Source organism: Arthrobacter sp. SLBN-112, assembly GCF_006715225.1.
In the GTDB taxonomy this organism is placed as follows: Bacteria; Actinomycetota; Actinomycetes; order Actinomycetales; family Micrococcaceae; genus Arthrobacter.
This window is the reverse complement of sequence record NZ_VFMU01000001.1, coordinates 2,746,066-2,772,470: the sequence shown is the minus strand read 5'-3', so window position 1 is coordinate 2,772,470 and position 26,405 is coordinate 2,746,066. Positions and strand designations below refer to the sequence as shown.

At 64.6% G+C, this 26,405-nt stretch carries 19 protein-coding genes and 2 rRNA genes; 7 read left to right on the top strand and 14 right to left on the bottom strand.

The features are described 5' to 3' along the window. Nucleotides 1-194: 194 nt before the first annotated feature. Nucleotides 195-1,541, bottom strand: coding sequence for a cation:dicarboxylate symporter family transporter (locus FBY33_RS12820; RefSeq protein WP_142030897.1), 1,347 nt, complete (start codon nucleotides 1,539-1,541; stop codon nucleotides 195-197). Nucleotides 1,542-1,699: 158 nt separating this feature from the next. Here FBY33_RS12820 and FBY33_RS12815 point away from each other — a divergent pair, with 158 nt between their 5' ends. Beyond that, on the top strand, nucleotides 1,700-3,331 hold the full coding sequence (locus tag FBY33_RS12815) for a sensor histidine kinase (RefSeq protein ID WP_142030896.1): 1,632 nt from the start codon (nucleotides 1,700-1,702) through the stop codon (nucleotides 3,329-3,331). After that, complete coding sequence (locus FBY33_RS12810) at nucleotides 3,328-4,041, top strand: response regulator (protein ID WP_142030895.1); 714 nt, start codon at nucleotides 3,328-3,330, stop codon at nucleotides 4,039-4,041. Before FBY33_RS12815 ends, FBY33_RS12810 begins: the two co-directional genes overlap by 4 nt. A 35-nt stretch (nucleotides 4,042-4,076) precedes the next feature. Here the strand turns inward: FBY33_RS12810 and FBY33_RS12805 are convergent, their stop codons facing one another. Next, a complete protein-coding gene (locus FBY33_RS12805) occupies nucleotides 4,077-5,978 on the bottom strand; it encodes a propionyl-CoA synthetase (RefSeq protein ID WP_142030894.1) in 1,902 nt (633 codons plus the stop codon). 172 nt (nucleotides 5,979-6,150) lie between these two features. On the opposite strand from FBY33_RS12805, the gene FBY33_RS12800 reads away from it, so the two are divergent. The 4 genes from FBY33_RS12800 (at nucleotide 6,151) to FBY33_RS12785 (ending at nucleotide 10,425) form a co-directional block, all read left to right on the top strand. Then, nucleotides 6,151-6,807: a GntR family transcriptional regulator gene (locus tag FBY33_RS12800; RefSeq protein ID WP_142030893.1), complete on the top strand. Its 657-nt coding sequence runs from the start codon at nucleotides 6,151-6,153 to the stop codon at nucleotides 6,805-6,807. Then, a complete protein-coding gene (locus tag FBY33_RS12795) occupies nucleotides 6,800-8,320 on the top strand; it encodes an MmgE/PrpD family protein (RefSeq protein ID WP_142030892.1) in 1,521 nt (506 codons plus the stop codon). Before FBY33_RS12800 ends, FBY33_RS12795 begins: the two co-directional genes overlap by 8 nt. Beyond that, the gene (gene prpB / locus FBY33_RS12790) at nucleotides 8,321-9,223 is read left to right on the top strand and encodes a methylisocitrate lyase (protein ID WP_142030891.1); all 903 of its coding nucleotides are present in this window, start codon (nucleotides 8,321-8,323) and stop codon (nucleotides 9,221-9,223) included. A 62-nt stretch (nucleotides 9,224-9,285) separates the two neighbouring features. Beyond that, a complete protein-coding gene (locus FBY33_RS12785; protein ID WP_142030890.1) occupies nucleotides 9,286-10,425 on the top strand; it encodes a bifunctional 2-methylcitrate synthase/citrate synthase in 1,140 nt (379 codons plus the stop codon). A 107-nt stretch (nucleotides 10,426-10,532) separates the two neighbouring features. Here FBY33_RS12785 and FBY33_RS12780 read toward each other — a convergent pair whose 3' ends face one another. Beyond that, the gene (locus FBY33_RS12780) at nucleotides 10,533-11,015 is read right to left on the bottom strand and encodes an 8-oxo-dGTP diphosphatase (RefSeq protein ID WP_142030889.1); all 483 of its coding nucleotides are present in this window, start codon (nucleotides 11,013-11,015) and stop codon (nucleotides 10,533-10,535) included. A gap of 74 nt (nucleotides 11,016-11,089) precedes the next feature. On the opposite strand from FBY33_RS12780, the gene FBY33_RS12775 reads away from it, so the two are divergent. Further along, nucleotides 11,090-11,779 carry a hypothetical protein gene (locus FBY33_RS12775; RefSeq protein ID WP_235010557.1) on the top strand — a complete coding sequence of 230 codons (690 nt, stop codon included), beginning with the start codon at nucleotides 11,090-11,092 and terminating at the stop codon, nucleotides 11,777-11,779. A gap of 4 nt (nucleotides 11,780-11,783) precedes the next feature. On the opposite strand, the gene xerD is transcribed toward FBY33_RS12775, so the two are convergent. The 11 genes from xerD to FBY33_RS12720 form a co-directional block, all read right to left on the bottom strand. Next, nucleotides 11,784-12,821 (bottom strand): site-specific tyrosine recombinase XerD, encoded by a 1,038-nt coding sequence (gene xerD, locus FBY33_RS12770; protein ID WP_200831376.1) that lies wholly within the window; start codon nucleotides 12,819-12,821, stop codon nucleotides 11,784-11,786. Further along, a complete protein-coding gene (locus FBY33_RS12765) occupies nucleotides 12,821-13,480 on the bottom strand; it encodes an NUDIX domain-containing protein (protein WP_142030888.1) in 660 nt (219 codons plus the stop codon). The genes xerD and FBY33_RS12765 overlap by 1 nt, the downstream gene beginning before the upstream one ends. Nucleotides 13,481-13,505: 25 nt before the next feature. Beyond that, complete coding sequence (locus tag FBY33_RS12760) at nucleotides 13,506-15,296, bottom strand: CTP synthase (RefSeq protein ID WP_142030887.1); 1,791 nt, start codon at nucleotides 15,294-15,296, stop codon at nucleotides 13,506-13,508. A 27-nt stretch (nucleotides 15,297-15,323) separates the two neighbouring features. Further along, a complete protein-coding gene (recN, locus tag FBY33_RS12755; protein ID WP_142030886.1) occupies nucleotides 15,324-17,063 on the bottom strand; it encodes a DNA repair protein RecN in 1,740 nt (579 codons plus the stop codon). 4 nt (nucleotides 17,064-17,067) lie between these two features. Then, nucleotides 17,068-18,093 (bottom strand): NAD kinase, encoded by a 1,026-nt coding sequence (locus tag FBY33_RS12750; RefSeq protein WP_142030885.1) that lies wholly within the window; start codon nucleotides 18,091-18,093, stop codon nucleotides 17,068-17,070. Between the two features lie 13 nt (nucleotides 18,094-18,106). Next, nucleotides 18,107-18,922: a TlyA family RNA methyltransferase gene (locus tag FBY33_RS12745; RefSeq protein WP_142030884.1), complete on the bottom strand. Its 816-nt coding sequence runs from the start codon at nucleotides 18,920-18,922 to the stop codon at nucleotides 18,107-18,109. After that, the gene (locus FBY33_RS12740) at nucleotides 18,922-19,158 is read right to left on the bottom strand and encodes a hypothetical protein (protein ID WP_142030883.1); all 237 of its coding nucleotides are present in this window, start codon (nucleotides 19,156-19,158) and stop codon (nucleotides 18,922-18,924) included. The genes FBY33_RS12745 and FBY33_RS12740 overlap by 1 nt, the downstream gene beginning before the upstream one ends. Nucleotides 19,159-19,167: 9 nt before the next feature. Continuing rightward, nucleotides 19,168-20,157, bottom strand: coding sequence for an HAD-IIA family hydrolase (locus FBY33_RS12735; RefSeq protein ID WP_142030882.1), 990 nt, complete (start codon nucleotides 20,155-20,157; stop codon nucleotides 19,168-19,170). A 6-nt stretch (nucleotides 20,158-20,163) separates the two neighbouring features. After that, nucleotides 20,164-22,149: a tetratricopeptide repeat protein gene (locus FBY33_RS12730; protein WP_142030881.1), complete on the bottom strand. Its 1,986-nt coding sequence runs from the start codon at nucleotides 22,147-22,149 to the stop codon at nucleotides 20,164-20,166. 340 nt (nucleotides 22,150-22,489) lie between these two features. Beyond that, nucleotides 22,490-22,606: ribosomal RNA gene (rrf, locus tag FBY33_RS12725) — 5S ribosomal RNA — on the bottom strand. A gap of 168 nt (nucleotides 22,607-22,774) precedes the next feature. Then, nucleotides 22,775-25,911: ribosomal RNA gene (locus tag FBY33_RS12720) — 23S ribosomal RNA — on the bottom strand. Nucleotides 25,912-26,405: the final 494 nt, after the last annotated feature.

Below are 26,405 nucleotides of genomic sequence, written 5' to 3'. Positions count from 1 at the left end.
CCGCTGGCTCACCAGCGCCGTTCGTTCTGCTCCCTAGGTTACAGCGCCCGACACGGTATTCGACGGAACTTGACTTTCCGCGAATGTTGAGCCTTGACCCTCTAGCTGAGGTCGAAGGTTGATGTGGCGGGGAACGCGAAACCGCCCCCGCAGCATGGCTGCAGGGGCGGTTTGGTGAGGTGTGCGGGTGGTGGCTAGGCCTTTGCGGCCTCGCGTGCGCCCTCTTCCTTGGGAGCCATCTCGCCGTGGTGGTGGACCATCATGGTTGCTTCGTCGAAGGGTTCTTCGCCGGAGAGCACCCGGCCCACCTGGCCGCCGTCGATCTCCTTGACCCAGGTGCCGATCAGGACGGTGGCCACCGCGTTGCCCGTGAAGTTGGTCAGGGCGCGGGCCTCGGACATGAACCGGTCAATGCCGACGATCATGCCCACGCCGCCCAGCAGCTCGGGACGGTGGGCCTGCAGGCCGGCTGCGAGGGTTGCCAGGCCGGCACCGGTCACGCCGGCGGCGCCCTTGGAGGCGATGATCATGAAGATCAGCAGCGAGATCTGCGCGCCGAGGTCCAGCGGGGTTCCCATGGCGTTGGCGACGAAGAGCGAGGCCATGGTCAGGTAGATGGCCGTACCGTCAAGGTTGAAGGAGTAGCCGGTGGGGACGGTGACGCCGACGACGGGCTTGGAGACGCCCAGGTGTTCCATCTTTGCGATCAGGCGGGGCAGGGCAGCTTCGGAGGATGAGGTGGAGAAGATGAGGAGGTATTCGCGGGCCAGGTACTTCATGAGCTTGAAGATGTTGACGCCGGCCACTACCTGAAGCAGTCCGCCGAGGATGACCACGATGAACAGTGCGCAGGTGATGTAGAAGGCAATCATGAGGGTGAACATGCTGATGATTGCCTGGAAGCCCGTTGCACCGACGACGGCGGCGATGGCACCGAAGGCGCCTACCGGGGCCAGCCACATGATCATGATCAGGATGCGGAATACGAGAGCCTGGCCGTAGCTGACGGCCTTGAGGATGGGGGCACCCTGGGCGCCCATCTTCTGCAGTGCGAAGCCAACCAGGATAGCTGCAAGCAGGGTGGGCAGGACGGGAACGTCGCCGGGAATGATTCCCAGCAGGAAGTCCACGGTGCTGTCCGTGGCGGCCTTCTTGTTGGGGTCGTACGGCGTCAGCTTCAGGCCCTCACCCGGGTGGATGATGTTTCCCACCACAAGGCCGATGGCCAGGGCGAAGGTGGACATGACGACGAAGTAGCCCAGGGCCAAACCGCCGACCTTACCGACGGTGGCCGCCTTGGCGATGGAGCCGATGCCCAGGACGATGGTGCAGAAAATGACCGGGGCGATCATCATCTTGATGAGCTTGATGAACCCGTCACCCAGGGGCTTGAGGGACTTGCCGACTTCCGGGAACAGCAGGCCGACGGCTGCACCCAGGATCACGGCGACGATGACGGCAATGTAAAGGTAGTGCGATTTGTCCAGGCCTTTGCGCCGCGTCTTCACGGTGTCAAGGGACTCTCCTCGTTGAGAAGCCATGATGTGTCTCCTTATGGATAATCTGATAGACGCTGGGGCACAGTCTCTGGGCTCATCACGTCCTTGCGGTGTGATATCCATCATTGGCTACGCCGTGATCCAGCTCACCGTTGCGTTCATATTGGTCGCGGCATCCGCAGGGACAACGAGAGGCAGGCATGATCCACCGCTGGAGTATCGCCCGCCGGCTGTTCCTGGCCAACCTGCTGATCGTCGTGTCCTTTATCGCCATTGTGGGAACCGCCGCCTACGTGGATGCCCGGGACCGGACCTATGACGAGGCCGGCCGCCGGATGGAAGGAGTTGCCGCTTCCATCGCCGCCAATCCCCTGGTGCTCCAGGCTGCCGCCACACCGGACCCGTCCACCCTCCTGCAGCCGTATGCCAGGGATGTGACCACCGCGGCCCACGTCGACTTCGTCACCATCATGGCCCCCGACCGTACCCGCTGGACCCACCCCAGGGACGAGGAGCTGGGCCGGCCGTACATCGGATCGATTGACACCGCGCTCCGGGGCCAGCCATTCACCGAAGTCACGGCCGGGACGCTGGGCCCGTCCGTTCGGACGATTGTCCCGGTCAAGGATTCCGCCGGGACGGTCAAGGCGCTCGTGGCGGTGGGTGTCACCGTCCGCAGCGTCGATATTGCCTTCGCCGGGCGTCTTCCCGTCCTGCTGGCCGTTGGCATAGCCCTCCTGGTAGGCGGTTCCCTGGCGTCGTGGCTGCTGGGCAGGTACCTGCGGCGGGTAACCAGGGGCTGGGGTCCTGAGCAGCTGGCGCAGCTGTTCGCCTACTACGAATCCGTGCTGCACTCGGTCCGTGAAGGACTGATCCTCATCGATGCGCGCAAGCGCGTGGTGATGTACAACGACCAGGCCGCCGAACTGCTGGGCCTGGCGGACACGGGCAGCAATGACCCCACCCGGCCCCCATCGCTGGCGGACCTTCCCCTGGACGAGGAACTGCGCAGCCTGTTCGAATCCGGACGGACCACCAAGGACGAGATGGTCCTGACCGATTCCCGCGTGCTGGTGGTCAACCAGGGACCGGCCCGGGGGCCTGAGTCCCACGGGACGCGCGGAAAAGTCCCCGTGTACGGCACCGTGGCCACCCTCCGGGACCGGACTGAGATCGAAGCGCTGGGCAATGAACTGCAGACCATGCGGACCCTGTCCGACGCCCTGCGCGCCCAGACCCACGAACACGCCAACCGGCTGCACACGATGGTTTCGCTCCTGGAACTGGGAAGGACCGGGGAGGCCCTGGACTTTGCCACCCAGGACCTGGCCCTGAGCCAGCAGTTGACGGATGACATGGTGAGCTCGATCGATGAACCGGTGGTGGGCGCACTGGTCATGGGGAAGGTGGCCGAAGCGCACGAACGCGGCGTCCAGTTGAACGTGTCCACTCTGGGTTCCGGCACGGCACCCGGGGTGGCCGTCCAGGACCTGGTGACCATCCTGGGCAACCTGCTGGACAATGCTATCGACGCCGCCGCTGATTCACCGCCGCCCCGGCGTGTGGAACTGACCCTGGAGGCCGACGACGAAGGCCTGGACATCGCCGTTAACGATTCCGGGACGCCCATCGACCCCGCCGATACGGAAAAGATCTTTCGGCACGGATTCAGCACGAAGCCGGCGGGGCCCGGAGGCCGGGGCATCGGCCTTGCGCTGGTCCGGCAGGCTGTGCAGCGTTTGGGCGGTACGCTGGCCATCAACGGCCGGCGCGGCGCCAAGTTCGAAGTATTCCTGCCCGCAGCGTCCGCGGAGAAGGAGCAGAGACAGTGAGCAACATCCGGGTCCTCGTCGTAGAAGACGAGGCCATCGCTTCGGCAGCCCACGCCGCTTATGTGGGGAGGCTGGAAGGATTCGAGCTGGCCGGAACTGCCCCGGACGGCCAGTCTGCCCTGCGGCTGCTGAACGAATTCGTGGCCGCGGGACAGCCTGTGGAACTGGTCCTGCTGGACATGAACCTGCCAGACCTGCATGGCCTGGACATCGCCCGGCGGATGCGTTCGGCGGGGATCCTCGCGGACATCATCGCCATCACCGCTGTGCGTGAACTGGCGATCGTCCGCAGCGCGGTGGCAATCGGCGTGGTGCAGTACCTGATCAAGCCCTTCACGTTCGCCACGTTCTCCGACAAGCTCGAAAACTACCGGCTGTTCCGCCAGCAACTGGGTGGTTCCAGCGGCGGTCCCGGCAAGGGCGGTGCGTCCCAAAGTGAAGTGGACAGGGCCTTTGCCAGCCTCAGGGCGCCGTCCGAACTCCCGCTTCCCAAGGGCCTTTCCACCTCGACCCTGGGCTCCGTCCAGGAGTTTCTTCGCCGGCAGCCGGAAGCAGTGTCTGCCACTGAAGTCATGGACGCCCTGGGCATGTCACGCGTGACGGCGCGGCGCTACCTCGAATACCTTGCCGATGCCGGCACTGTTTCGCGGACCGCCCGCTATGGCACCCCCGGCAGGCCGGAAAACGAATACCGCTGGAACCCCCGCTGAACTGAATCGGGGTTGGACGGCCCTTGGATTCCCCTTCAGCCGGCTTCCGGTCCGCCCACCCGAAGTGCTCCGATCAACTGGTCGATGACCCCTGGATCCTCAATGGTGGAAGGCACGGTGTACTCCTCGCCGTCGGCTATCTGGCGCATGGTCTTGCGGAGGATCTTCCCGGACCGCGTCTTCGGCAGGGCATCCACCACCGTCACCTGCTTAAAGTCCGCAACCGCACCAATGTCCCGGCGCACCAATGCCACCAGGTCCTTGGCCAAGACGTCTTCAGGAATGTCGACACCGGACTTGAGCACTACGTAGCCACTGGGGCGCTGGCCCTTGAGGGAATCGGCGAGGCCGATCACCGCGCACTCGGCCACGGCAGGGTGCTGGCCGATGACTTGTTCGATCGCGCCGGTGGAAAGCCGGTGTCCGGCGATGTTGATGATGTCGTCGGTGCGGCCCATGACAAAGAGGTACCCGTCCTGGTCCTGGTAGCCCGAATCGCCGGTGGCGTAGCAGCCATCGAAAGCGGTCAGGTAAGAGGAGATAAAGCGTTCGTCGTTTCCCCACAGAGTGGCCAGCGTGCCAGGCGGCAATGGCAGCCCCAGCACAATGTTGCCTTCGGCGCCGGGTGCCACCCCGCCGCCGGTCCCGTCGAGAATCCGGAGCCGGTACCCGGGCATCGGAACGCTCGGCGAACCGGCCTTGATGGGCAGGGGCTCCAGGCCGCGCGGGTTGGCACAGATGGCCCAGCCGGTCTCCGTCTGCCACCAATGGTCCACCACCGGCACGCCAAGGACACGGGAGGCCCAGAGGAACGTGTCAGTGTCCAGCCGCTCGCCGGCAGTGAACAGGGTCCGCAGGCTGGAGATGTCATACCCGCCCAACAGCGATGCCTCCGGATCGGCCTTGCGGATGGCCCGCAGCGCCGTGGGGGCCGTAAAGAGCACGTTGACCTTGTGGTCCTTGACCACGCGCCAGAATGCACCCGCATCCGGGGTACCAACCGGTTTGCCTTCGTACATCACCGTGGTGGCGCCGGCGAGCAGCGGCCCGTAGACGATGTAGGAATGTCCCACCACCCAGCCCACATCCGAGGCAGTCCACATCACGTCGCCCGGACCGACGTCGTAAATATTCTCCAGCGTCCAGCGCAGCGCGACGGCGTGGCCGCCATTGTCCCGGACCACCCCCTTGGGGGTGCCGGTGGTCCCCGATGTGTAGAGGATGTAAAGCGGATCGGTGGCCTTTACGTCAACGGGAGCGGCCGGCTGCGCAGAAGCCATTTCCATATCCCAGTCCAGCCACCCGGCCCGGTCCGCCTTGGACGCGAAACCGTCCCGCTCCTTGACCAGCACGGGAATGTCCCGGGCGCCTGCCAGCTCCAGCGCCTCCGCGACGGCCGGCAGGTACTCGACGCGGCGCGTGGGTTCGATCCCGCCTGAGGCGGTGACCACCGCAGCAGGCGCCGCGTCCCGGATCCTGGCCGCGAGCTCCTTGGGCGCAAACCCGCCAAAGACCACGGAATGGACAGCGCCCAGCCTGGCGGTTGCCAGCATGGCAATGGCGGCTTCCGGGATCATCGGCATGTAGATGACCACGCGGTCCCCCTTGCCCACGCCGTGGCGGCGCAGCACGCCGGCGAAGCGCGCCACGAGGCCGGTCAGTTCGGCATAGGTGAAACGCTGCCGGGTTCCCAGCATGGCGGAGTCATGGATCAGCGCATCCTGCTCCCCCCGGCCTTCGGCGACGTGCCGGTCCAGGGCGTTGTAGCAGGTATTCAGTGCGCCGTCCGGAAACCAGCTGTAGAGCGGCGCCCGGCTGGAGTCCAGTGCCCGGGCAGGAGCAGCGCTCCAGTGGATCTTTTCCGCCGCCTCCAGCCAGAAATCTTCCGGCTCTTCAATGCTGCGCCGGTAGGTGTCCCGATAGCTGTTGCTGACCATAACGTAATCCCGTCCACGACATTGTGATGCAGCTCATGGTAGCTGGCCCCTCCGCGGCTAACAAGAGGTTCTGTATACAAAAAAGCCTCCTTTCACGCTTTTTTCCTGCTTCTTCCCAAAACAACTGCACTTGTGTATACACTGGAGCCCTCAGCCGAGGAAGGAGACGGGCATGCGCGCCAGCGACAAAGCCTATGCCGCCCTGCGCGACGACATCATCGAATGGCGCCTGGCCCCGGGGACGGTCCTTGCCGAGGTGGAACAGTCCGAGCGCCTTGGCGTCTCAAGAACACCGCTGCGGGAAGCCCTGGGCCGCCTTACGGCGGAAGGACTGACGACGGCGGGCGGCCGCGGCGTGGTGGTCAGCGACATTTCCCTGGAAGACATCGACGAACTGTTCGAGCTTCGCGAAACCCTCGAAGGCAGGGCGGCGGCCTTGGCCGCACGCCGCGGCGACGCCCATACCTTCGAGCACCTGCAGCATGAACTTCTCCGGGCTCCGGAATTGATCGGCGGCGACCACCCTGCCCTGCATGAATACTACGAACTGGTGGGCCGGCTGGATGCAGCCATCGACGCAGCCATCTCCAACTCCTACCTGGCCCAGGCCATGCGGAGCCTGCGCGTGCACCTGGTCCGCATCCGCCGGCTGGCCGCCGATGACGCCTGCCGCCTCACCGCCGCCGCCGCCGAGCATGCCGCCATCGCGGAAGCCATCGCGGCCGGCAACCCAAGGCTTGCCGAGGCGGCCACCATCGTCCACCTGCACCGAAGCCTCTCCCACGTCAAAGCAACCCACACATCCCACCCAAAGGAGCATCATGGTTAAGGAACACCACGTCCGCGTCTATCGGAGCGAAGAAAACCTCCCGCGTGAGGACCAGCTCGCGTACAAGATCGCCCAGGTTGCGGCGGACCCTGTGGCTGTGTCTGACGAAGTGACTGACATGGTGATCAACCGCGTCATCGACAATGCCTCGGTGGCCATCGCCTCCTTGAACCGGGCTCCCATCGTCGCTGCCCGTGCCCAGGCACTGACCCATGGCCCCACCACCGGCGGCAAGGGCTCCAAAGTCTTCGGCATCGAGGAACGGGTGGCACCGGAATGGGCTGCCTGGGCCAACGGCGTGGCTGTCCGGGAACTGGACTACCACGACACCTTCCTCGCTGCCGATTACTCCCACCCGGGCGATAACATCCCGCCGATCCTTGCCGTCGCACAGCACGTTGGCGCCAACGGCCACGACCTGATCCGCGGCATCGCCACCGGGTACGAGATCCAGGTCAACCTGGTCAAGGCCATCTGCCTGCACAAGCACAAGATCGACCACGTAGCCCACCTTGGGCCTTCCGCAGCCGCAGGCATCGGCACCCTGCTGGGCCTCGACGTCGAAACCATCTTCCAGTCCGTGGGCCAGGCGCTGCACACCACCACCGCCACCCGCCAGTCCCGCAAGGGCGAGATCTCCACCTGGAAGGCACACGCCCCGGCATTTGCGGGCAAGATGGCCATCGAATCCGCCGACCGGGCCATGCGCGGCCAGACCTCCCCCGTGCCCATCTACGAAGGTGAAGACGGCGTCATCGCCTGGATGCTCGACGGCCCCGACGCGTCCTACCTGGTCCCGCTCCCCACCCCCGGCGAAGCCAAGCGCGCCATCCTGGATACCTACACCAAGGAACACTCGGCCGAATACCAGGCCCAGGCCTGGATCGACCTTGCCCGCAAGCTGCACCGCGAACACCCCGAGGTCACCAACCCGGCCAACGTCGAATCCGTGCTGATCAAGACCAGCCACCACACGCACTACGTGATCGGCTCCGGCGCCAACGACCCCCAGAAATACAGCCCCACGGCGTCCCGGGAAACCCTGGACCACTCCATCCCGTACATCTTCACCGTGGCCCTGCAGGACGGAGCCTGGCACCACGTGGACTCCTACGCCCCGCAGCGCGCCGCACGCCAGGACACCGTGGAGCTGTGGCACAAGGTGACAACCGTGGAGGACCCGGAATGGACCCGCCGCTACCACTCCCTGGACATCGCCGAAAAGGCCTTCGGCGGCTCCGTGGAAATCACGCTCAAGGACGGCTCCGTCATCACCGATGAAATCGCCGTTGCCGACGCCCACCCGCTCGGTGCCCGCCCGTTTGCCCGGGAACAGTACGTCGACAAGTTCCGCACCCTCGCCGCCGGGCTCGTGGAGGACGCCGAAATCGAAAGGTTCCTTGCCGCCGTCGAACGCCTCCCCCACCTGAAGGCCGGGGAACTGGACCAGCTGAACATCACCGCCGCTCCCGGCGTCATCGACCTCTCGGCCGCGCCGAAGGGACTGTTCTAAATGCTGTATTCCAAGACCACTCCCGAGCAGAAGCGGGTCCGGTTCCGGGAACTGCTTGCCTCCGGGACCATCCAGCAGTTCCCGGGCGCGTTCAATCCGCTCTCGGCGCGGCTGATCGAGGAGAAGGGCTTCGCCGGGGTGTACATCTCCGGCGCCGTCCTGGCCAATGACCTTGGCCTGCCGGACATCGGGCTGACCACGCTCACCGAGGTGGCAACCCGGGCCGGTCAGATTGCCCGCATGACGGACCTACCCTCGATTGTCGACGCCGACACCGGCTTCGGTGAACCCATGAACGTGGCGCGCACCGTCCAGGAACTCGAGAACGCGGGCCTTGCCGGCTGCCATATCGAGGACCAGTTCAACCCGAAACGCTGCGGCCACCTGGACGGCAAGAACGTGGTGGACCTGGACACCGCCACCAAACGCATCCGTGCCGCCGCCGACGCCCGCCGCGACCAGAACTTCCTGATCATGGCCCGTACCGACATCCGCGCCACGGACGGACTGGAAGCCGCGCAGCAGCGGGCCAAGGCACTCGTGGACGCAGGCGCGGACGCGATCTTCCCCGAAGCCATGCGGGACCTCAGCGAGTTCCGCGCCATCCGGGACGCCGTAGACGTCCCGATCCTGGCCAACATGACCGAGTTCGGCAGAAGTGACCTCTTCACGGTGGACGAGCTGGCCGGGGTGGGCGTGAACATGGTGATTTACCCTGTCACGCTGCTCCGTAGTGCCATGGGCGCTGCTGAGCGTACTCTGGAATCGATCAAATCCGACGGCACCCAGGAGGCACAGGTTCCAAGCATGCTGACCCGTGCCAGGCTCTACGACCTCGTCGATTATGAGGCCTACAACCGCTTTGACACCGGCGTGTTCAATTTCCAGATCCCCGGCACCTGACATCCAACCGGAAACCCGGCTCCGGCCGGACCAACAGGCTTTAGGAACAAAGGAGTTTCAGCATGGCTGAAAATGAGATCAAAAAGGGCCTTGCCGGCGTGGTGGTGGACTACACCGCCGTTTCCAAGGTCAACCCGGACACCAACTCCCTGCTCTACCGCGGCTACCCCGTCCAGGAGCTGGCCGCCAGGTGCAGCTTCGAGGAAGTGGCGTACCTGCTCTGGAACGGCGAATTGCCTACCAAGGACCAGCTTGCGGAGTTCACGGCACGGGAACGCGCCGGCCGCGCCCTTGATCCGGTGGTAAAACAGGTTATTGATGCCCTGCCCGTCACCTCGCACCCGATGGACGTCTGCCGGACGGCCGCCTCCGTGATGGGGGCACGGCACCCGTTGGCTGAGGATTCCTCCCGGGAAGCGAACATGGCCAAGGCCGTTGACCTCTTCGCCGCCATGCCGGCGGTAGTGGCCTACGACCAGCGCCGCCGCCATGGGCAGGATGTGGTGGAACCCCGCGAAGACCTTGGCTACTCGGCGAACTTCCTGTGGATGGCCTTTGGCGAGGAACAGGTGCCGGAGGTGGTGGAGGCTTTCAACGTCTCGATGATCCTTTATGCCGAGCACTCCTTCAACGCGTCCACCTTCACGGCCCGGGTCATCACCTCCACGCTCTCGGACCTGCATTCCGCCGTGACCGGTGCCATCGGGGCCCTGAAGGGCCCGTTGCACGGCGGCGCGAACGAAGCCGTCATGCACACGTTCGACGAAATTGGCATCCGGCAGGAGGAGTCACTGGAGGAAGCAGCCGCCCGGGCCAAGGCGTGGATGGAAGACGCCCTGGCGCAGAAGAAGAAGGTCATGGGCTTCGGACACCGCGTCTACAAGCATGGCGACTCCAGGGTCCCCACCATGAAGGCCGCACTGGACAAAATGATTGCCCACTACGGCCGGCCCGAACTGCTGGGGCTGTACAACGGCCTGGAGTCGGCGATGGATGAGGCGAAAGCCATCAAGCCGAACCTCGACTACCCGGCCGGACCCACCTACCACCTGATGGGTTTTGATACACCTACGTTCACTCCCCTGTTCGTGGCCAGCCGGATCACGGGCTGGACCGCTCACATCATGGAGCAGCTGGACGCCAACTCACTGATCAGGCCGCTGAGCGAGTACATCGGTCCGGAGGAGCGGCACCTTCCCTAGCTTTGGCACGAACGTCCGACGGCGGCCGGGCACCTTTCTCGTGAATGCGACCGGTGCCCGCGCCGCCGTCGGGCGTTTAACTGCTTGGTTGTTTGGCGGTTGCCTGATTATTCCAGCAGGCTCCGGGACGAGGCGACAGACTCGTTGTCGGCATGCATGGTGACCACCACGTTGACCGTACGGCCTTCCAGCACCACGGGCAGCCAGTGGTCCGCGTCCTGCCACATGCGGTCCACCGGCAGCGTATCCACGCGGAACCATTCAGGCAGGATCTCCTCGCTGGGTGCGGGCTCGCCCTGCCATGTCCGGGCGGTGAAGAGCCTTGTATGCATATCCCATTCCGGCCGGGCCGGAAAGACGAAGTGGACCGATCCGGCGTCCGCCAGGTCCTCGACCCGCAGGACTACGCCGGTTTCTTCCAGGACCTCCCGGATGACGGCCTGGGCGTCTGACTCCCCCGGTTCCACGTGGCCGCCGACGCCCACGATCTTGCCGCGGCCGAAACCGGTTTGCTTCAGCCCAAGGAGCACTTCGGTTCCGCCGGCGCCGTCGCGGAGCAGGAAGCAAAGAGTAACCCGGGCTGCAGTCATGCGTTCAAGCCTAAGGGGTCCGGAAGTTGCCAGCGGGACGCGCCATTGGGCGGCGGACATGCCAAGCTCTACGTGTGACTCCCGAAACAGCACACGGGATACGGCCGGCCCGCAACTCGACCGTTGACGCCCGCCTGCCGGAGTGGCTGGTACGCAACCCTTTGTACTGGGGCTGGGCCTGGGCCTGTGTCTGGACGGCGCTCATTGTCATCGATGAATTCGTGAACCTGGCAGGATGGACTTGGTACCTGCTGGTGGCTGCCGCTGCCCTCCCCACGCTGCTCAGCACCCTGGCCGTGCTCCACGTGACGCCCCGGCAGCAGGTGAAGTCTGCCAGGGAGTCGGTCTTGGGCCTGTTCTTCTTACGTTTCCTGGCCCTCATTGCGGCATTCATGGTCTGGGCCATCTCGGTGGTGCTGAGTGCCTCCATCTCAACCACCATCCAGGCCGTGGCGGGTGACTCCGAGCGTGAGGTCACCGCCCTGGGCTTCACCCTGATGGCGGCCCTGGTCCCGCTGGTGGTGGCCGTCCTGTGGCTGGCGTTTGTTGCCAGGTGCGCCTGGTTCCTGCGGAGGCTTCGCGGCTGGCGGCAGGTGCCCACGCTCTCGCGGGTACCGAAATCGTTCCTCCGCGGCCGGCCACGGCTGCGCCGGGTGGTGCTTGGCCTGGCACACCCGGGATTGATGCTGCTCGCCGGTATGGGCACCTCCGTACTGGCTTTCCTGCTGGGCCCCGTGGAACTGACCATCGAGGCGCTGTTCTAGAACTTCAGCCGAGCGCCCGGGGATGGGCGGCCGCGTAGATCTCCCGGAGCGTATCGGCTGTGACCAGTGTGTACACCTGGGTGGTGGTCACGGATGCGTGTCCCAGGAGTTCCTGGACCACCCGAACGTCCGCGCCGCCTTCGAGCAGGTGCGTGGCGAAGGAGTGCCGCAGCGTATGTGGTGAGACGTCCCGCATGATGTTGGCCTTCTCCGCCGCCGCCTTCAGGATGGTCCAGGCGCTCTGCCGGCTGATCCTGCCGCCGCGGGCATTCAGGAACAGGGCCGGAGTGCCTTTGCCTTTGGCAGCGAGCAGCGGCCGGCCGCGGACCAGGTAGGCGTCCAGGGCGCGGGCGCCGTAGGAGCCCAGCGGCACCAGCCGTTCCTTCGATCCCTTGCCGAACAGCCGGACAATGGCGGGCCCGGCTTCCGGCCCTGCGAGGGAGATATCGTCTACATCCAGTCCCACTGCTTCGCTGATCCTGGCACCAGTGGAATAGAGGAATTCGAGCAGGGCGCGGTCCCGCAGTCCGGCGGCGGTGTCGGTTCCTGCCGCCTCAAGGATGCGGGTCACCTCATCAACGCTGATGGCCTTGGGCAGCCGCTTACCGGCCATGGGGGGATGGACGTCGCGGGCGGGATCGGCCGCGGTGTAGCCCTCAAGGGCCCAGAACTTATGCAGGCCGCGGACCGCCACCACCGTCCGGGCCGCGGACCGGACACCCAGGGTGGAGCCGCCGTCGGAACCGTCCGAAAGGGCGCGGACATAACCGGTCACATGGTGCCGGGTGATGTCCTCCGGCCGGGCGCAACCGGCCGCTGCCAGGTAGCGGGCGTACCGGGCCAGGTCGCGACGGTACGCGGCCAGGGTGTTCGCGGCCAGTCCCCGTTCCACCCCCATGTGCTGGAGGTAGTCGGTGATTCCACGCTCGATCGCGGGAGGCACCGGCCCGGGGACAGCGGCAGCGGTTCCCTCGCCTGGAACCGGTTCAGCCGCAGACGCCGCTTCAGCCGAAGGATCCGCGCTTACCGAAGCACCTGCCATCAGCGCTGGCTGGGGTGCGCGGGCCAGGGGGCGTCGGCGGGGCGAAGTCCTTCAAAGTTGGCGGCGCGGGCGGCAGCAGCCGCAAGGATCCCGACGACGGCGGACGGGTTGTGCAGGCGCCCGGCCAGGACGGACGCAACGGCATCGTCCAGGCCGATCCAGTGGAACTCGATCTCCGATTCCTCGTCCGTCCGTTCGTGGCGTTCGTGGTGCGGGACCTCGGTAAGGTCACGGGCAAGGTAGATGCGGATGGCCTCACTGGAGGAACCTGGGGAGTTGAAGACATCCGCCAGGACGTTCCAGGTGCCTGCGGCCAGGTCCGCTTCCTCAGCGAGTTCCCGCGCTGCCCCCACCACGAAGTCTTCGCCTTCAACGTCCAGCAGGCCCGCAGGGATCTCCCAGAGGTCCATGCCCACCGGATGCCGGTACTGCTTTAGCAGCAGGACCTGGCCTTCGTCATTCATGGGCAGGACCGCGACTGCGCCGGGGTGGTCGATGTAATCGCGGGTGAGCGCGTTGCCGGAATCAGAGAGCTGGAAAGTGTCGCTGACGACGTCCCAGATCCGGCCCTGGTAGACCTTCTCGGTAGACAAAAGACGGCGCGGGCTTGGTGCATCCGAAACCTGTTTGGCAGGGGTGGCTTCAGGTGTACCAGGCATCGCGCCGTCCTTTTTGTTCTCTTGACTACTTAGCGGTAACGGTACCCGATGCCGCAGGCTCCCCGGCCGCGGGAACAGCCGTGTCGGCAGCGCTGGCCTGCCCTGCGTTCGGGTGGTTTGCTGTCTGGTGGTTCAGGGCAGCCTGGACCAGGCCGGCGAACAGCGGGTGCGGGCGGGTGGGCCGCGAGCTGAGCTCGGGGTGCGCCTGCGTGGCTACGTAATACGGGTGGACGTCGGCCGGCAGTTCAACGAATTCCACGAGCTTGCCGTCCGGGGAGGTGCCGGAGAAGACCAGGCCCTTGTCGGCAATCTGCTGGCGGTACTTGTTGTTGACTTCGTAGCGGTGCCGGTGGCGTTCGCTGACGGTGGTCTTGCCGTACGTTCCGGCGATGACCGAGCCTTCGTCGAGTTTGGCTTCGTACAGGCCAAGGCGCATGGTGCCGCCCAGGTCGCCGCGGCCTTCAACGTACTCCAGCTGCTCTTCCATGGTGGCGATGACCGGGTACTTGGAGTCCGGCTCGAACTCGCTGGAGGAGGCGCCCTCCAGGCCCACAACGTTGCGGGCGTACTCGATCACCATGCACTGCAGGCCAAGGCAGAGGCCCAGCACGGGCAGCTTGGTTTCGCGGGCGAACTTCAGGGCGCCGAGCTTGCCCTCGAGGCCGCGGATGCCGAAACCGCCGGGCACGCAGATCCCATCGACACCATCGAGCGCCTTGATGGCGCCTTCGCGGGTCTCGCATTCATCGGACGGGACCCAGCGGATCTTGACCTTGGCCTCGTTGGCAAAACCGCCGGCGCGCAGCGCTTCGGTCACCGACAGGTAGGCGTCCGGGAGGTCGATGTACTTGCCCACCAGGGCGATCTCTACATGGTGCTTGGGGTTGTGGACCGCTTCAAGCAGTTTGTCCCAGCTGGTCCAGTCCACGTCCTTGAACGGCAGGTCCAAGGCGCGGACGATGTAGGAGTCCAGGCCCTGGCTGTGCAGGGTCTTGGGGATGTCGTAAATGCTCGGGGCGTCGGCGGCGTTCACCACGGCGTCGATGTCGACGTCGCACATGCGGCCGATCTTTTCCCGCATGGCCTCGGGCACTTCGCGGTCCGAGCGGATCACGATTGCCTCGGGCTGGATGCCGATGGAGCGCAGTGCAGCCACGGAGTGCTGGGTGGGCTTGGTCTTCAGTTCCTGCGACGGGCCGATGTAGGGAACCAGCGAGACGTGCAGGAAGAACACGTTTCCGCGGCCGATGTCCTGGCGGACCTGGCGCGCGGACTCGAGGAACGGCTGGGACTCGATGTCGCCCACGGTGCCGCCGATTTCGGTGATGATGACGTCCGGTGCATTCTTGCCCTCCGCAGGCAGGCGCATGCGGCGCTTGATCTCGTCCGTGATGTGCGGGATGACCTGGACGGTGTCTCCCAGGTACTCGCCGCGGCGCTCCTTGGCTATCACCGTGGAGTACACCTGCCCGGTGGTCACGTTGGCGGAACCTTCGAGGTTTTCGTCAAGGAAGCGCTCGTAGTGCCCGATATCCAGGTCCGTCTCCGCGCCATCGTCTGTGACGAAGACCTCGCCGTGCTGGAACGGGTTCATTGTGCCCGGATCCACGTTCAGGTAGGGATCGAGCTTCTGCATCGTGACGGACAGGCCGCGTGCCCGCAGCAGATGACCAAGGCTGGACGCCGTCAGTCCCTTGCCGAGCGAGGACGCCACACCGCCGGTGACGAAGATGTGCTTGGTCGTCTTGGAGGAGCCCGGGAACCGGGAATTTACACGGGAATTTGATCGCTGCACCACGGAATTCGAGCCTATCATCAATTGCGCCTTCCCGTGGCTGTTCCGTCAGGCCCGCTGCGGCAGGAGCTTGGCGTCGTCCAGCAGTTCCTGGGCGTGCGCCCGGGCCGATTCCGAGTCTTCCTGGCCCGCCAGCATCCGGGCCAGCTCACGCACCCGCTCCGGGCCGTCCAACAGCCGGACGTCGCTTGAGGTGAACCCGGTGGCCGTTTTGCCGCCGGCTCCCCTGACTGAGGTTTTGGTCACGGTGATGTGCTGGTCCGCGAAGGCGGCCACCTGCGGAAGGTGCGTGACCACCAGCACCTGCACGTGGCGTGCCAGCATGGCCAGGCGGCGGCCGATCTCGACGGCTGCCCGGCCGCCAACGCCCGCGTCCACCTCGTCGAAGACGAACGTGGGGACGGGGTCGACGGCGGCAAGCACCACTTCGATGGCCAGCATGACGCGGGACAGTTCGCCGCCGGACGCGCCCTTGCCCAGCGGCCGGGCCGGGGCACCGGAATGCGGCTGCAGCAGGAAACTGATCTCGTCTGCGCCGTGCGGGCCCAGCTGCCCGGCCGGCTCAATGTTGATCACCAGGGTGGCGTCGGCCATGGCCAGGGCCTTGAGCTCCGCGCTGACGCGGCCGGACAGGTCCTTGGCGGCCCTGGCGCGGATCTTGCTGATGGCAGCTGACTGCTTCTTCAGTTCTGCTTCTGCACGGACCACTTCCGCATCCAGGGCCTCGATCCGGGATGAATCGTCCTGCAGCTCATCGAAGCGGATCCGCGCCTTTTCCGCCCACTCCAGCACTTCGTCGATGGTGGGGGCGTACTTGCGGACCAGCTTGGCCAGGGCGGCGCGCCGGTCCTCGATTTCGGCGAGCCGTTCCGGTCCCTCGGAATCCAGGCCGGCCTGGTAGCTGGCCAGTTCGGTGGCGATGTCGTTGAGCAGGAAACCCACCTCGGCCAGCCGGGCCGCTGCGGAACCCAGCTCCGCATCATGCTCCGCCACGTGTTCCAGTGTGCGCTTGGCGGAATCCACCAGCGTGGTGGCGTCCCCGGTTTCGCCGAAGTCCTCGGCGATGAGTGCCTGATGTGCGGTGCTGGCGGCGATCCGCAGCTCCTCCACGTTGGCAAGCTTCACGGCCTCGGCCTTCAGCAGCTCGTCCTCCCCCGGCTGCGGATCCACCCCGTCGATCTCCGCCAGGGCCGCCTCGAGCGATTCTGCTTCCCGGAGCCTGTCCCGTGCTGCGCTGCGCAGTGTGGCCAGCTCTGCCTGGCTGGATTTCCAGTGGCTGTACAGCTCCTGGTAACTGGCCAGCGGGCCAGCCAGGGCGTCGCCGGCGAACTTGTCCAGCGCTTCACGCTGCGCCGTGGCGCTTTTGAGCCTGATCTGGTCCGACTGGCCATGCACCACCACCAATGACTCACCGATCTCAGCCAGCACGCCCACGGGGGCAGCCCGGCCACCCAGGAACGCACGGCTGCGTCCGTCCGCACCCAGCCGGCGGGCCAGGATCAGCTCCGCGCCGCCGTCGAACTCCTCCACCTCAGCACCGGCATCAAGGGCACGGGCGATGGCCGGGTGCCCGGCGTCGAGCTTCAGCACCGCCTCGGCGGTGGCGCTCTTGGCGCCGCTGCGGACCGCCCCGGCATCCGAACGGGCACCCAGGAGCAGCCCGACGGCGGTGACCACCATGGTCTTGCCCGCGCCGGTTTCACCGGTCACCACGCTCAGTCCCGGGCCGAGCGGAAGCGTTGCGTCGGTGATGACGCCGAGATCGCGGATTCTCAGTTCTTCAAGCATGGATTCACTTCGCAGTCGACGGATCGGGATCGCTGCCGGGGTTCTCCGCATGCGGTACCGGCAGCGGCGGCATGGGCCGTGGCGTGCGCACAATGGGAATAGGGCCAGTATGCACGGCATCGGACTTGGGCACCGGCCCCCGCCAGCCGTGGATGGGCAGCTCGAACTTGCGGACCAGGCGGGCCGAGAAGGGTGTCTGGTGCGTGCGGGCCAGCCGGACGGGAGTGGTGGACTTGGTCACTTCCACGCGGGCGCCGGGCGGCAGGTCCACCGAGCGCCGGCCATCACACCACAGCACGCCCTGGGCGTCCGTACGGCCCAGGACCTCCACGGCGAGCTTTGACCGCGGCGACACCACGAGGGGCTTGGCGAAGAGCGCATGGGCGCTGATCGGCACAATGACCAGGGCCTCCACCTCCGGCCAGACCACCGGCCCGCCCGCCGAAAACGCGTATGCCGTGGATCCGGTGGGGGTGGCCAGCACGATGCCGTCGGAACCGAAGGACGTCAGCGGGCGCTCATCCACTTCGGTCACGACCTCGAGCATGCGTTCGCGGTTGGCCTTCTCGATGGCGGCCTCGTTTAAAGCCCAGGTGTGCCAAATCTTCTGGCCCCGGACCCACACCTGCACATCGATGGTCATGCGTTCTTCAACCGTGTACTCGCGGCTGGCAATCCATTCGACGGTCTGGGCAAGGTCCGCGCGTTCGCTTTCGGCCAGGAAACCCACGTGGCCCAGGTTGACGCCCAGCAGCGGCACGTCCACTTCGCGGACCAGTTCGGCGGCCCGCAGGATGGTGCCGTCACCGCCGAGAACCATGACCAGTTCCACATCGGGCAGCTGGACATGGTCGTGGAGGACCTCCACCGGCTGGGCCAGGTGCCCGAAGAACCGTTCCATGTCCCCCAGCTCGGACTCCTGCATCACGGGAACCATGCCCGAGGCGTGCAGCAGGGCGCAGGCTTCCCAGGCAGCTTTCAGCGACTCCTCGCGGCCGGTATGGGCAAGGACCAGTACACGCCTGCTCATCAGGTTCCGCTCTCTAGTGGTTCGGCCAGATTTGTCCGAGCAACGCAGCGGCTGCTGCCTCTCGCTCTTCGATCTTAGGCAAGTCTTTGCTGATCCTGCGTTTTATCCACAGGAAGTATTCGACGTTTCCGTCCTGTCCGGGCAGTGGACTAGCCGCCAGGCCGCACAGGTCCAGCCCGGCGTCGAGCGCTGCCCTTGCCACTTTCTCCACTGCCATCCGCCGCTCGCGCTCCGACGTGACCACGCCGGTCCGGCCCAGGCGGTCCTTGCCGATTTCGAACTGGGGCTTGACCATCAGCACCAGGTCGCCGCCGGGTTCCGTGCAGTCCGCCAGCGGCTGGACTACGAGGGTGAGGGAAATAAAGGACAGGTCAGCCACCGTCAGTGCTGCGGGGCCGCCGATGTCGGCCGACGCCATGTACCTGACGTTCATGCCTTCATGGACGTCCACGCGCGGGTCGCTGCGGAGGTGCGGCACCAACTGGCCGTGTCCGACGTCGACCGCCACCACGTGCGCGGCGCCCCGCCGGAGGAGGACGTCAGTGAAGCCCCCGGTGGAGGCGCCGGCATCGAGGCACCTTTTGCCCTCCACCGAGACGTCGGGGAAGGCGTCGAGGGCGCCGGCCAGCTTGTGGCCGGCGCGGCTGGCATAGGTGTCCTGCTCATCGTGCTCGACGGCAAGGTCCCGGCTGTCGTCCACCTGAAGCGACGCTTTGCTGAGGACCTCGCCGCCGGAACTGACCTTGCCTTCGCCGATCAGCGACGCGGCATGCGTGCGGGACCTCGCCAGTCCGCGCGCCACCAGTGCCTGGTCGAGGCGCACCGGCATCAGGCTGCACCCCCGGCGGGACCGGACTCTGCGGGATCGCTGTTGAGGGCGGCCAGCAGTTCATCATGAAGCCCGTTGTAGACGGTCTCGTGGTCCTCGACAGGTAGCCCGGGCAGGTCGAAAAGCCCGGCGATGGCCTGCGCCACCTCCGGATCGGTGATGTCCTGCCCGCCTGGCTGCGGCCACTCGGGTGCCGGCCGGGCTGGGGCGTCGTCCGGTTCGGTCAGCTCAGTCATTGAACCAGTCTAGTGATCCAGCCACACCAGCTTGGGCGCCTGGGGGGCTGCGGCATCGGGCGTCTCCGCCCACCAGGCCGCGCATGCGGCACGCCAGGAGTCGAGGTGATCCTTGCTGCCAATGATGCCCACCGCTCCGTTGGCCACGCGCGCCGTTGACTGGCCGCACAGGTAGGTGCCGTCGTCGTGCGTCACTTGCGGGTACGGCCGGTGCAGGTCCGTCAGGTTTCCGATGATGTAGTTGGGCCGTTCCGCCGCCCTTGCGGCGAGGATGGTTTCGCGCGTGTCGACGCCGGTCAGGACAGCCACGGTGGCAAAGCCGGCATTGTTGCCGCCCAGGATGTCCGTGTCCAGCCGGTCGCCCACCACCAGGGGACGCTCGGCTCCGAGGCGCTTGGCGGCCGAGTGGAACAGCGGCGCCTCCGGCTTTCCGGCAACCCGGGGCTGTTGGCCGGTGGCAGCAGCGACGGCGGCGACCAGGGTGCCGTTACCCGGAGCGATGCCCCGCGCCTGGGGAATGGACATGTCCGTGTTGGTGGCCACCCACAGCGCCCCAGCAGACACCACATAGGTGGCTTCCGCCAGGTCCTTCCAGCCAATGGCGGGGCTGAACCCCTGGACCACCGCCACTGGGTCCTCCGCCTGGCTGCCCACGGGCACCAGGCCCACGAGCTCGATTTCCCGGGCAAGCGCCGGGCTGCCCGTGATGAGGATCCTTGACCCGGGTGCCAGCAGCGAGGCGAGCAGCTCGGCCGCCGCCTGGGAGGAGCTGACCACCTGGTCGTCCTGGGCAGGCGCACCCAGCTCGCGGAGATGTGCTGCAACCTCTCCCGGGGAGCGGGAGGCGTTGTTGGTCACGTAGCCGAGGCCGATCCCCAGACCGGAGAGCTGCTGCAGCGAATCCACGGCTCCTGGAATGGCGTTGGGCCCGGCATAGACCACGCCGTCCAGGTCGGCGAGGAGCGCATCGAAGCGCGAGACCAGAGAAACCTCACTCATGACTGTTCAGTCTTCCCGGCGCTCTTCATCGTGGTGGGCGTCAGCGGTACCCTCCGCGTCGGCGTCCTCAGTGGCTGCAGTCCCGGGCTCGTCGAGTTCCACGGAGTCCTGGTCCGATTCGGCGTCGTCCGAGACGAAGTAGTCGGCGTCCTGGTCATCGAGGTTGCTGTCCTGTACTGCGGCCGCTTCGGTGGCGCGGGTGTTTTCAGGTTCAGCTGCTGCAGTGGCTTCGGCGGCTGCGTCTGTCCCGGCAGCTGTGGAGGCATGCTCCAGCATCCTGCGCCGTTCAGCCTCTTCCCGCGCCTCTTCTTCCTCGTCCCAGCCGAGGTCGATGATTTCGGGTTCCTGGTCCGCACCTTGGCCCAAGGCGTTCTCTGCCACTACGGCCTGGCGGCTCCACTTCTCCGATTCTTCCTGGCGTCCTACCGCTGCCAGTGCATCGGCGTAGGCGCGGAAGAGGCGGGGGCTGTAGGAGAAGGCACGGTTCATGTCCAGCTGCGGGATTTCAAGTTCGGCCACTGCCGCGTCCAGCTGGCCGAGATCGGTCCGGGCACCGGCCGCTACAATGGCCAGTTCCACCTTGCCGGGAGCGTCAAGGTCCTGGGCTTCCTCCGAGCGGGCAACATCGAGGGCGCGGTCCGGGCGCCCCAGGCCGCGTTCACAGTCGGCCATCACGGGCAGGTGCACATTGGAACCGCTGATCCGGCGGAAGGTGCGGAACTCGCGGAGCGCCTCGCCGTAGTGGCCGGCAGCATACGCAGTCAGGCCAACGGCCTCACGGACGGCAGCGAGTCTTCCACCGCGGCGGCTGGCCGCAAGAGCGTGCTGGAAGGCAAGCTCGGGCTCGTCATCAATGAGGCGGCCGGCCATCACCAAGTGGCGGGCCACCCACTCTGCACTCTTGGGCTCAAGGGTCTTGATCTGGTGGTGCGTGGCGCGGTCCAGTTCCTTGCCCGTGACGTCCTCATCAATCTCTGGTGAGCGTTCCCGGTCAGGACGGTTGGCGCTGCGAAGGTCGGCGGCGTTGGGCACCCGGACAGGGCGCTCCTCCTGGCGGTCCCGGCCAAAGCCACGGGGGCCGGAGCCGCCACGGCCGGATTCGCCACGTGCGTCACCGCGGTCAAAGCTGCGCGGCGCCCGGTCCTGCCGGTCTCCGAACGGCTTGCGGTTCTCGCCGCCGAAACCGCGGCGGTCGCCTTCGCCGTCACGGCGGGGGCGCTCACCAAACGGCTTACGGTCACGGTCACCGCCACCAAAGCCACGGCGGTCACCCTCGCCGTCACGGCGGGGGCGGTCACCAAACGGCTTACGGTCACGGTCACCGCCACCAAAGCCACGGCGGTCACCCTCACCGTCACGGCGTGGCCGGTCACCAAACGGCTTACGGTCACGGTCACCGCCACCAAAGCCACGGCGGTCACCCTCACCGTCACGGCGCGGACGATCACCAAACGGCTTACGGTCACGGTCACTGAACGGCTTCCGCTCACCGCCACCGGCTCCGCCACCAAAACCTCGGCGGTCACCCTCACCGTCACGGCGGGGGCGGTCGCCATACGGCTTCCGGTCACGGTCACCGCCGCCAAAGCCACGCCGGTCACCCTCACCGTCACGGCGCGGACGGTCACCATACGGCTTCCGGTCACGGTCACCGCCGCCAAAGCCACGCCGGTCACCCTCGCCATCACGGCGCGGACGATCACCAAACGGCTTACGATCCCGGTCACCGAACGGCTTCCGGTCACCGGCGGCAGCACCACCACCAAAACCACGCCGGTCACCCTCGCCATCACGGCGCGGACGATCACCAAACGGCTTACGATCCCGGTCACCGAACGGCTTCCGCTCACCGCCGGCAGCACCACCACGGGAGAAGTTGTCGCCGTCGCGGTCGGACCGGGACCGGAATCCGCGGGGATCCCCACCGGAGTTGTTGTTGCCGCGGAACGCGCCACGGTCGTTGCCGCGGTTGCCCCCGTTGTGCTCGGCCATATGGATTCCTCCTGTTGTGAGCCGACCACTGGCGCAACTGCAGCCGCTCGTTTCGTTTCCTACGCAACCCGAAATCAAGCGCTTCGAAGTCCGTACATCTTCATCAATTCTAGTGGAGCCACAATATCCCGCGGGACAGTGCAAGCCCTGGCGGCGGTATCGTGGCCATCTTCACAGCGGCGCCCACCCACCTTTGACAGGTTTCGCAAGCACGCCCCATCAGCTCCTGCTGGTTTCCTGGGTTGCGGTGTGGGGGATGTGTTGGGTGGTCCTTCGGGTCCTGGGCTGTTAAATGTGGGAGGCCCCAACCGTGTGGTTGGAGCCTCGACCATTAATGTGTGTCCGGCGGTGACCTACTCTCCCACACCCTCCCGGGTGCAGTACCATCGGCGCTGTGGGTCTTAGCTTCCGGGTTCGGAATGGGACCGGGCGTTTCCCCCACGCTATGACCGCCGTAACCCTTTTACCCGTCACCCCCGGTGTTTTGGTGGGTGTGGGAAATCTTGTGGTTACAACATTGTGGTGTTGTGTATTTAGTTGTTGGTTCCGTTCAACACGTTTCCCGTGGCGGGTTGTTGGTTGGGAACCACATAGTGGACGCAAGCAGAGTTTTGTATATATCTGTGTGGTGTAAGTTGTTGGCCTATTAGTACCGGTCAGCTTCACGAGTCGTTAGTCCTCGCTTCCACATCCGGCCTATCAACCCAGTGGTCTGGCTGGGGGCCTCTCACACCCGAGGGTGTATGGAAATCTCATCTCGAAGCGAGCTTCCCGCTTAGATGCTTTCAGCGGTTATCCCATCCGAACGTAGCTAATCAGCGGTGCACTTGGCAGTACAACTGACACACCAGAGGTTCGTCCGTCCCGGTCCTCTCGTACTAAGGACAGCCCTTCTCAAATTTCCTGCGCGCGCAGCGGATAGGGACCGAACTGTCTCACGACGTTCTAAACCCAGCTCGCGTACCGCTTTAATGGGCGAACAGCCCAACCCTTGGGACCTACTCCAGCCCCAGGATGCGACGAGCCGACATCGAGGTGCCAAACCATGCCGTCGATATGGACTCTTGGGCAAGATCAGCCTGTTATCCCCGAGGTACCTTTTATCCGTTGAGCGACGGCCATTCCACAATGTACCGCCGGATCACTAGTCCCGACTTTCGTCCCTGCTCGAGATGTCTCTCTCACAGTCAAGCTCCCTTGTGCACTTACACTCGACACCTGATTGCCAACCAGGCTGAGGGAACCTTTGGGCGCCTCCGTTACTTTTTAGGAGGCAACCGCCCCAGTTAAACTACCCATCAGGCACTGTCCCTGACCCGGATTACGGGCCGAAGTTAGATGTCCAAAGTGACCAGAGTGGTATTTCAACGATGACTCCACCCGAACTGGCGTCCGGGCTTCAACGTCTCCCACCTATCCTACACAAGCCACTCCGAACACCAATACCAAACTATAGTAAAGGTCTCGGGGTCTTTCCGTCCTGCTGCGCGTAACGAGCATCTTTACTCGTACTGCAATTTCGCCGAGTTTATGGTTGAGACAGCGGGGAAGTCGTTACTCCATTCGTGCAGGTCGGAACTTACCCGACAAGGAATTTCGCTACCTTAGGATGGTTATAGTTACCACCGCCGTTTACTGGGGCTTAAATTCTCAGCTTCGCCTTGCGGCTAACCGGTCCTCTTAACCTTCCAGCACCGGGCAGGAGTCAGTCCGTATACATCGTCTTGCGACTTCGCACGGACCTGTGTTTTTAGTAAACAGTCGCTTCCCCCTGGTCTCTGCGGCCCCGATCCCCTCCGGACAGCAAGTGTCCATCAAGGTTGGGGCCCCCCTTCTCCCGAAGTTACGGGGGCATTTTGCCGAGTTCCTTAACCATAATTCTCTCGATCGCCTTGGTATTCTCTACCTGATCACCTGTGTCGGTTTGGGGTACGGGCGGCTAAAACCTCGCGTCGATGCTTTTCTCGGCAGCATAGGATCACCAAATCCCCCCAAACGGGGGTCCCATCAGATCTCAGGCACGTGAGTGGCGGATTTGCCTACCACTCGCCCTACATCCTTAGACCGGGACAACCATCGCCCGGCTCGGCTACCTTCCTGCGTCACACCTGTTAATACGCTTGCCTCCCGGGATCAGGTCCTGCGCTCCACCAAAACCCTTCCATCCAAAGGACGGTCGGGCAGGTTTCGGGCAGTTAGTATCCCCCGCTCAGCATGGGCGGTTTTTCGCCGGTACGGGAATATCAACCCGTTGTCCATCGACTACGCCTGTCGGCCTCGCCTTAGGTCCCGACTTACCCAGGGCAGATTAGCTTGACCCTGGAACCCTTGATCATTCGGCGGACGGGTTTCTCACCCGTCTTTCGCTACTCATGCCTGCATTCTCACTCGTGTAGGCTCCACCGCTGGTTTACACCGCGACTTCACCGCCCACACGACGCTCCCCTACCACTCCGGACGCCTGAACCAACCCACAAGGGGCGGCTTAGCTAAAATCCGAAATCCACAACTTCGGCGGTGTACTTGAGCCCCGCTACATTGTCGGCGCGGAATCACTTGACCAGTGAGCTATTACGCACTCTTTTAAGGGTGGCTGCTTCTAAGCCAACCTCCTGGTTGTCTTCGCAACTCCACATCCTTTCCCACTTAGCACACGCTTAGGGGCCTTAGTTGGTGGTCTGGGCTGTTTCCCTCTCGACTATGAAGCTTATCCCCCACAGTCTCACTGCTGCGCTCTCACTTACCGGCATTCGGAGTTTGGCTGACGTCAGTAACCTTGTAGGGCCCATTAGCCATCCAGTAGCTCTACCTCCAGCAAGAAACACGCAACGCTGCACCTAAATGCATTTCGGGGAGAACCAGCTATCACGAAGTTTGATTGGCCTTTCACCCCTACCCACAGCTCATCCCCTCCATTTTCAACTGAAGTGGGTTCGGTCCTCCACGACGTCTTACCGTCGCTTCAACCTGGCCATGGGTAGATCACTTCGCTTCGGGTCTAGATCACGCCACTGCAACGCCCTATTCAGACTCGCTTTCGCTACGGCTGCCCCACACGGGTTAACCTCGCGACGTAACACTAACTCGCAGGCTCATTCTTCAAAAGGCACGCCGTCACCAGAATCAGACTGGCTCCGACGGATTGTAAGCACACGGTTTCAGGTACTGTTTCACTCCCCTCCCGGGGTACTTTTCACCTTTCCCTCACGGTACTGGTCCGCTATCGGTCATTAGGGAGTATTTAGGCTTATCAGGTGGTCCTGACAGATTCGCACGGGATTTCTCGGGCCCCGTACTACTTGGGATACTCTCACAGGCGGTACAAACACATTACGGTTACGGGACTAACACCCTCTCTGGCCGGCCTTTCAAAACCGTTCACCTATGCGCGCACATCACACCCCACCAGCCCGGCAGAACTGGTATGGAAAGTCCCACAACCCCGACCATGCAACGCCCGCCGGCTATCACACATGGAACGGTTTAGCCTGATCCGCGTTCGCTCGCCACTACTAACGGAATCACTATTGTTTTCTCTTCCTGCGGGTACTGAGATGTTTCACTTCCCCGCGTTCCCCCCACGCACCCTATGTGTTCAGGTACGGGTCACCAAGTCACTCGCGCGCTTGGCGGGGTTTCCCCATTCGGACACCCTGGGATCACAGTCCGGTTATCGACTCCCCCAGGCTTATCGCAGATTCCTACGTCCTTCTTCGGCTCCTAATGCCAAGGCATCCACCGTGTGCTCTTAAAAACTTGACCACAAAGATCAAAAACATTTTCGAGAGAACCACGAAAACCAACCACACCCCAACACCCCAAAAAAGGGCATCAACAGCGCAGCCAGATCCAGGTTCATTAATCTTGGAAATTGCTTCTTATACAAGATGCTCGCGTCCACTATGTAGTTCTCAAACAACAACCCCACACCACACACCCCCGCACACAACCCCCAAAAGGGTTAGCATGCACGGGACGTCATGGCAGGGAAACCAGAAACAAACACTCCCGTCCAGGAAAGCCGAAGGCCCCCAAACGGTCCTGTTGCCTCAGGACCCAACAGTGTGCCAAACACTACCCAGCAGAACAAACCACACAACGTTCCTGAACCAACCCACAAAGGAGCCGGCCCGTACTAGCACAAATGATTCGTGCCACCAGGCACCTATTCGTTGATATTCCACCCATGAGCACCCGCCACGGAACAAACGTCCATGCTGCGGGCTTGCTTCCTGACAACCCCCCACCCCGGCATC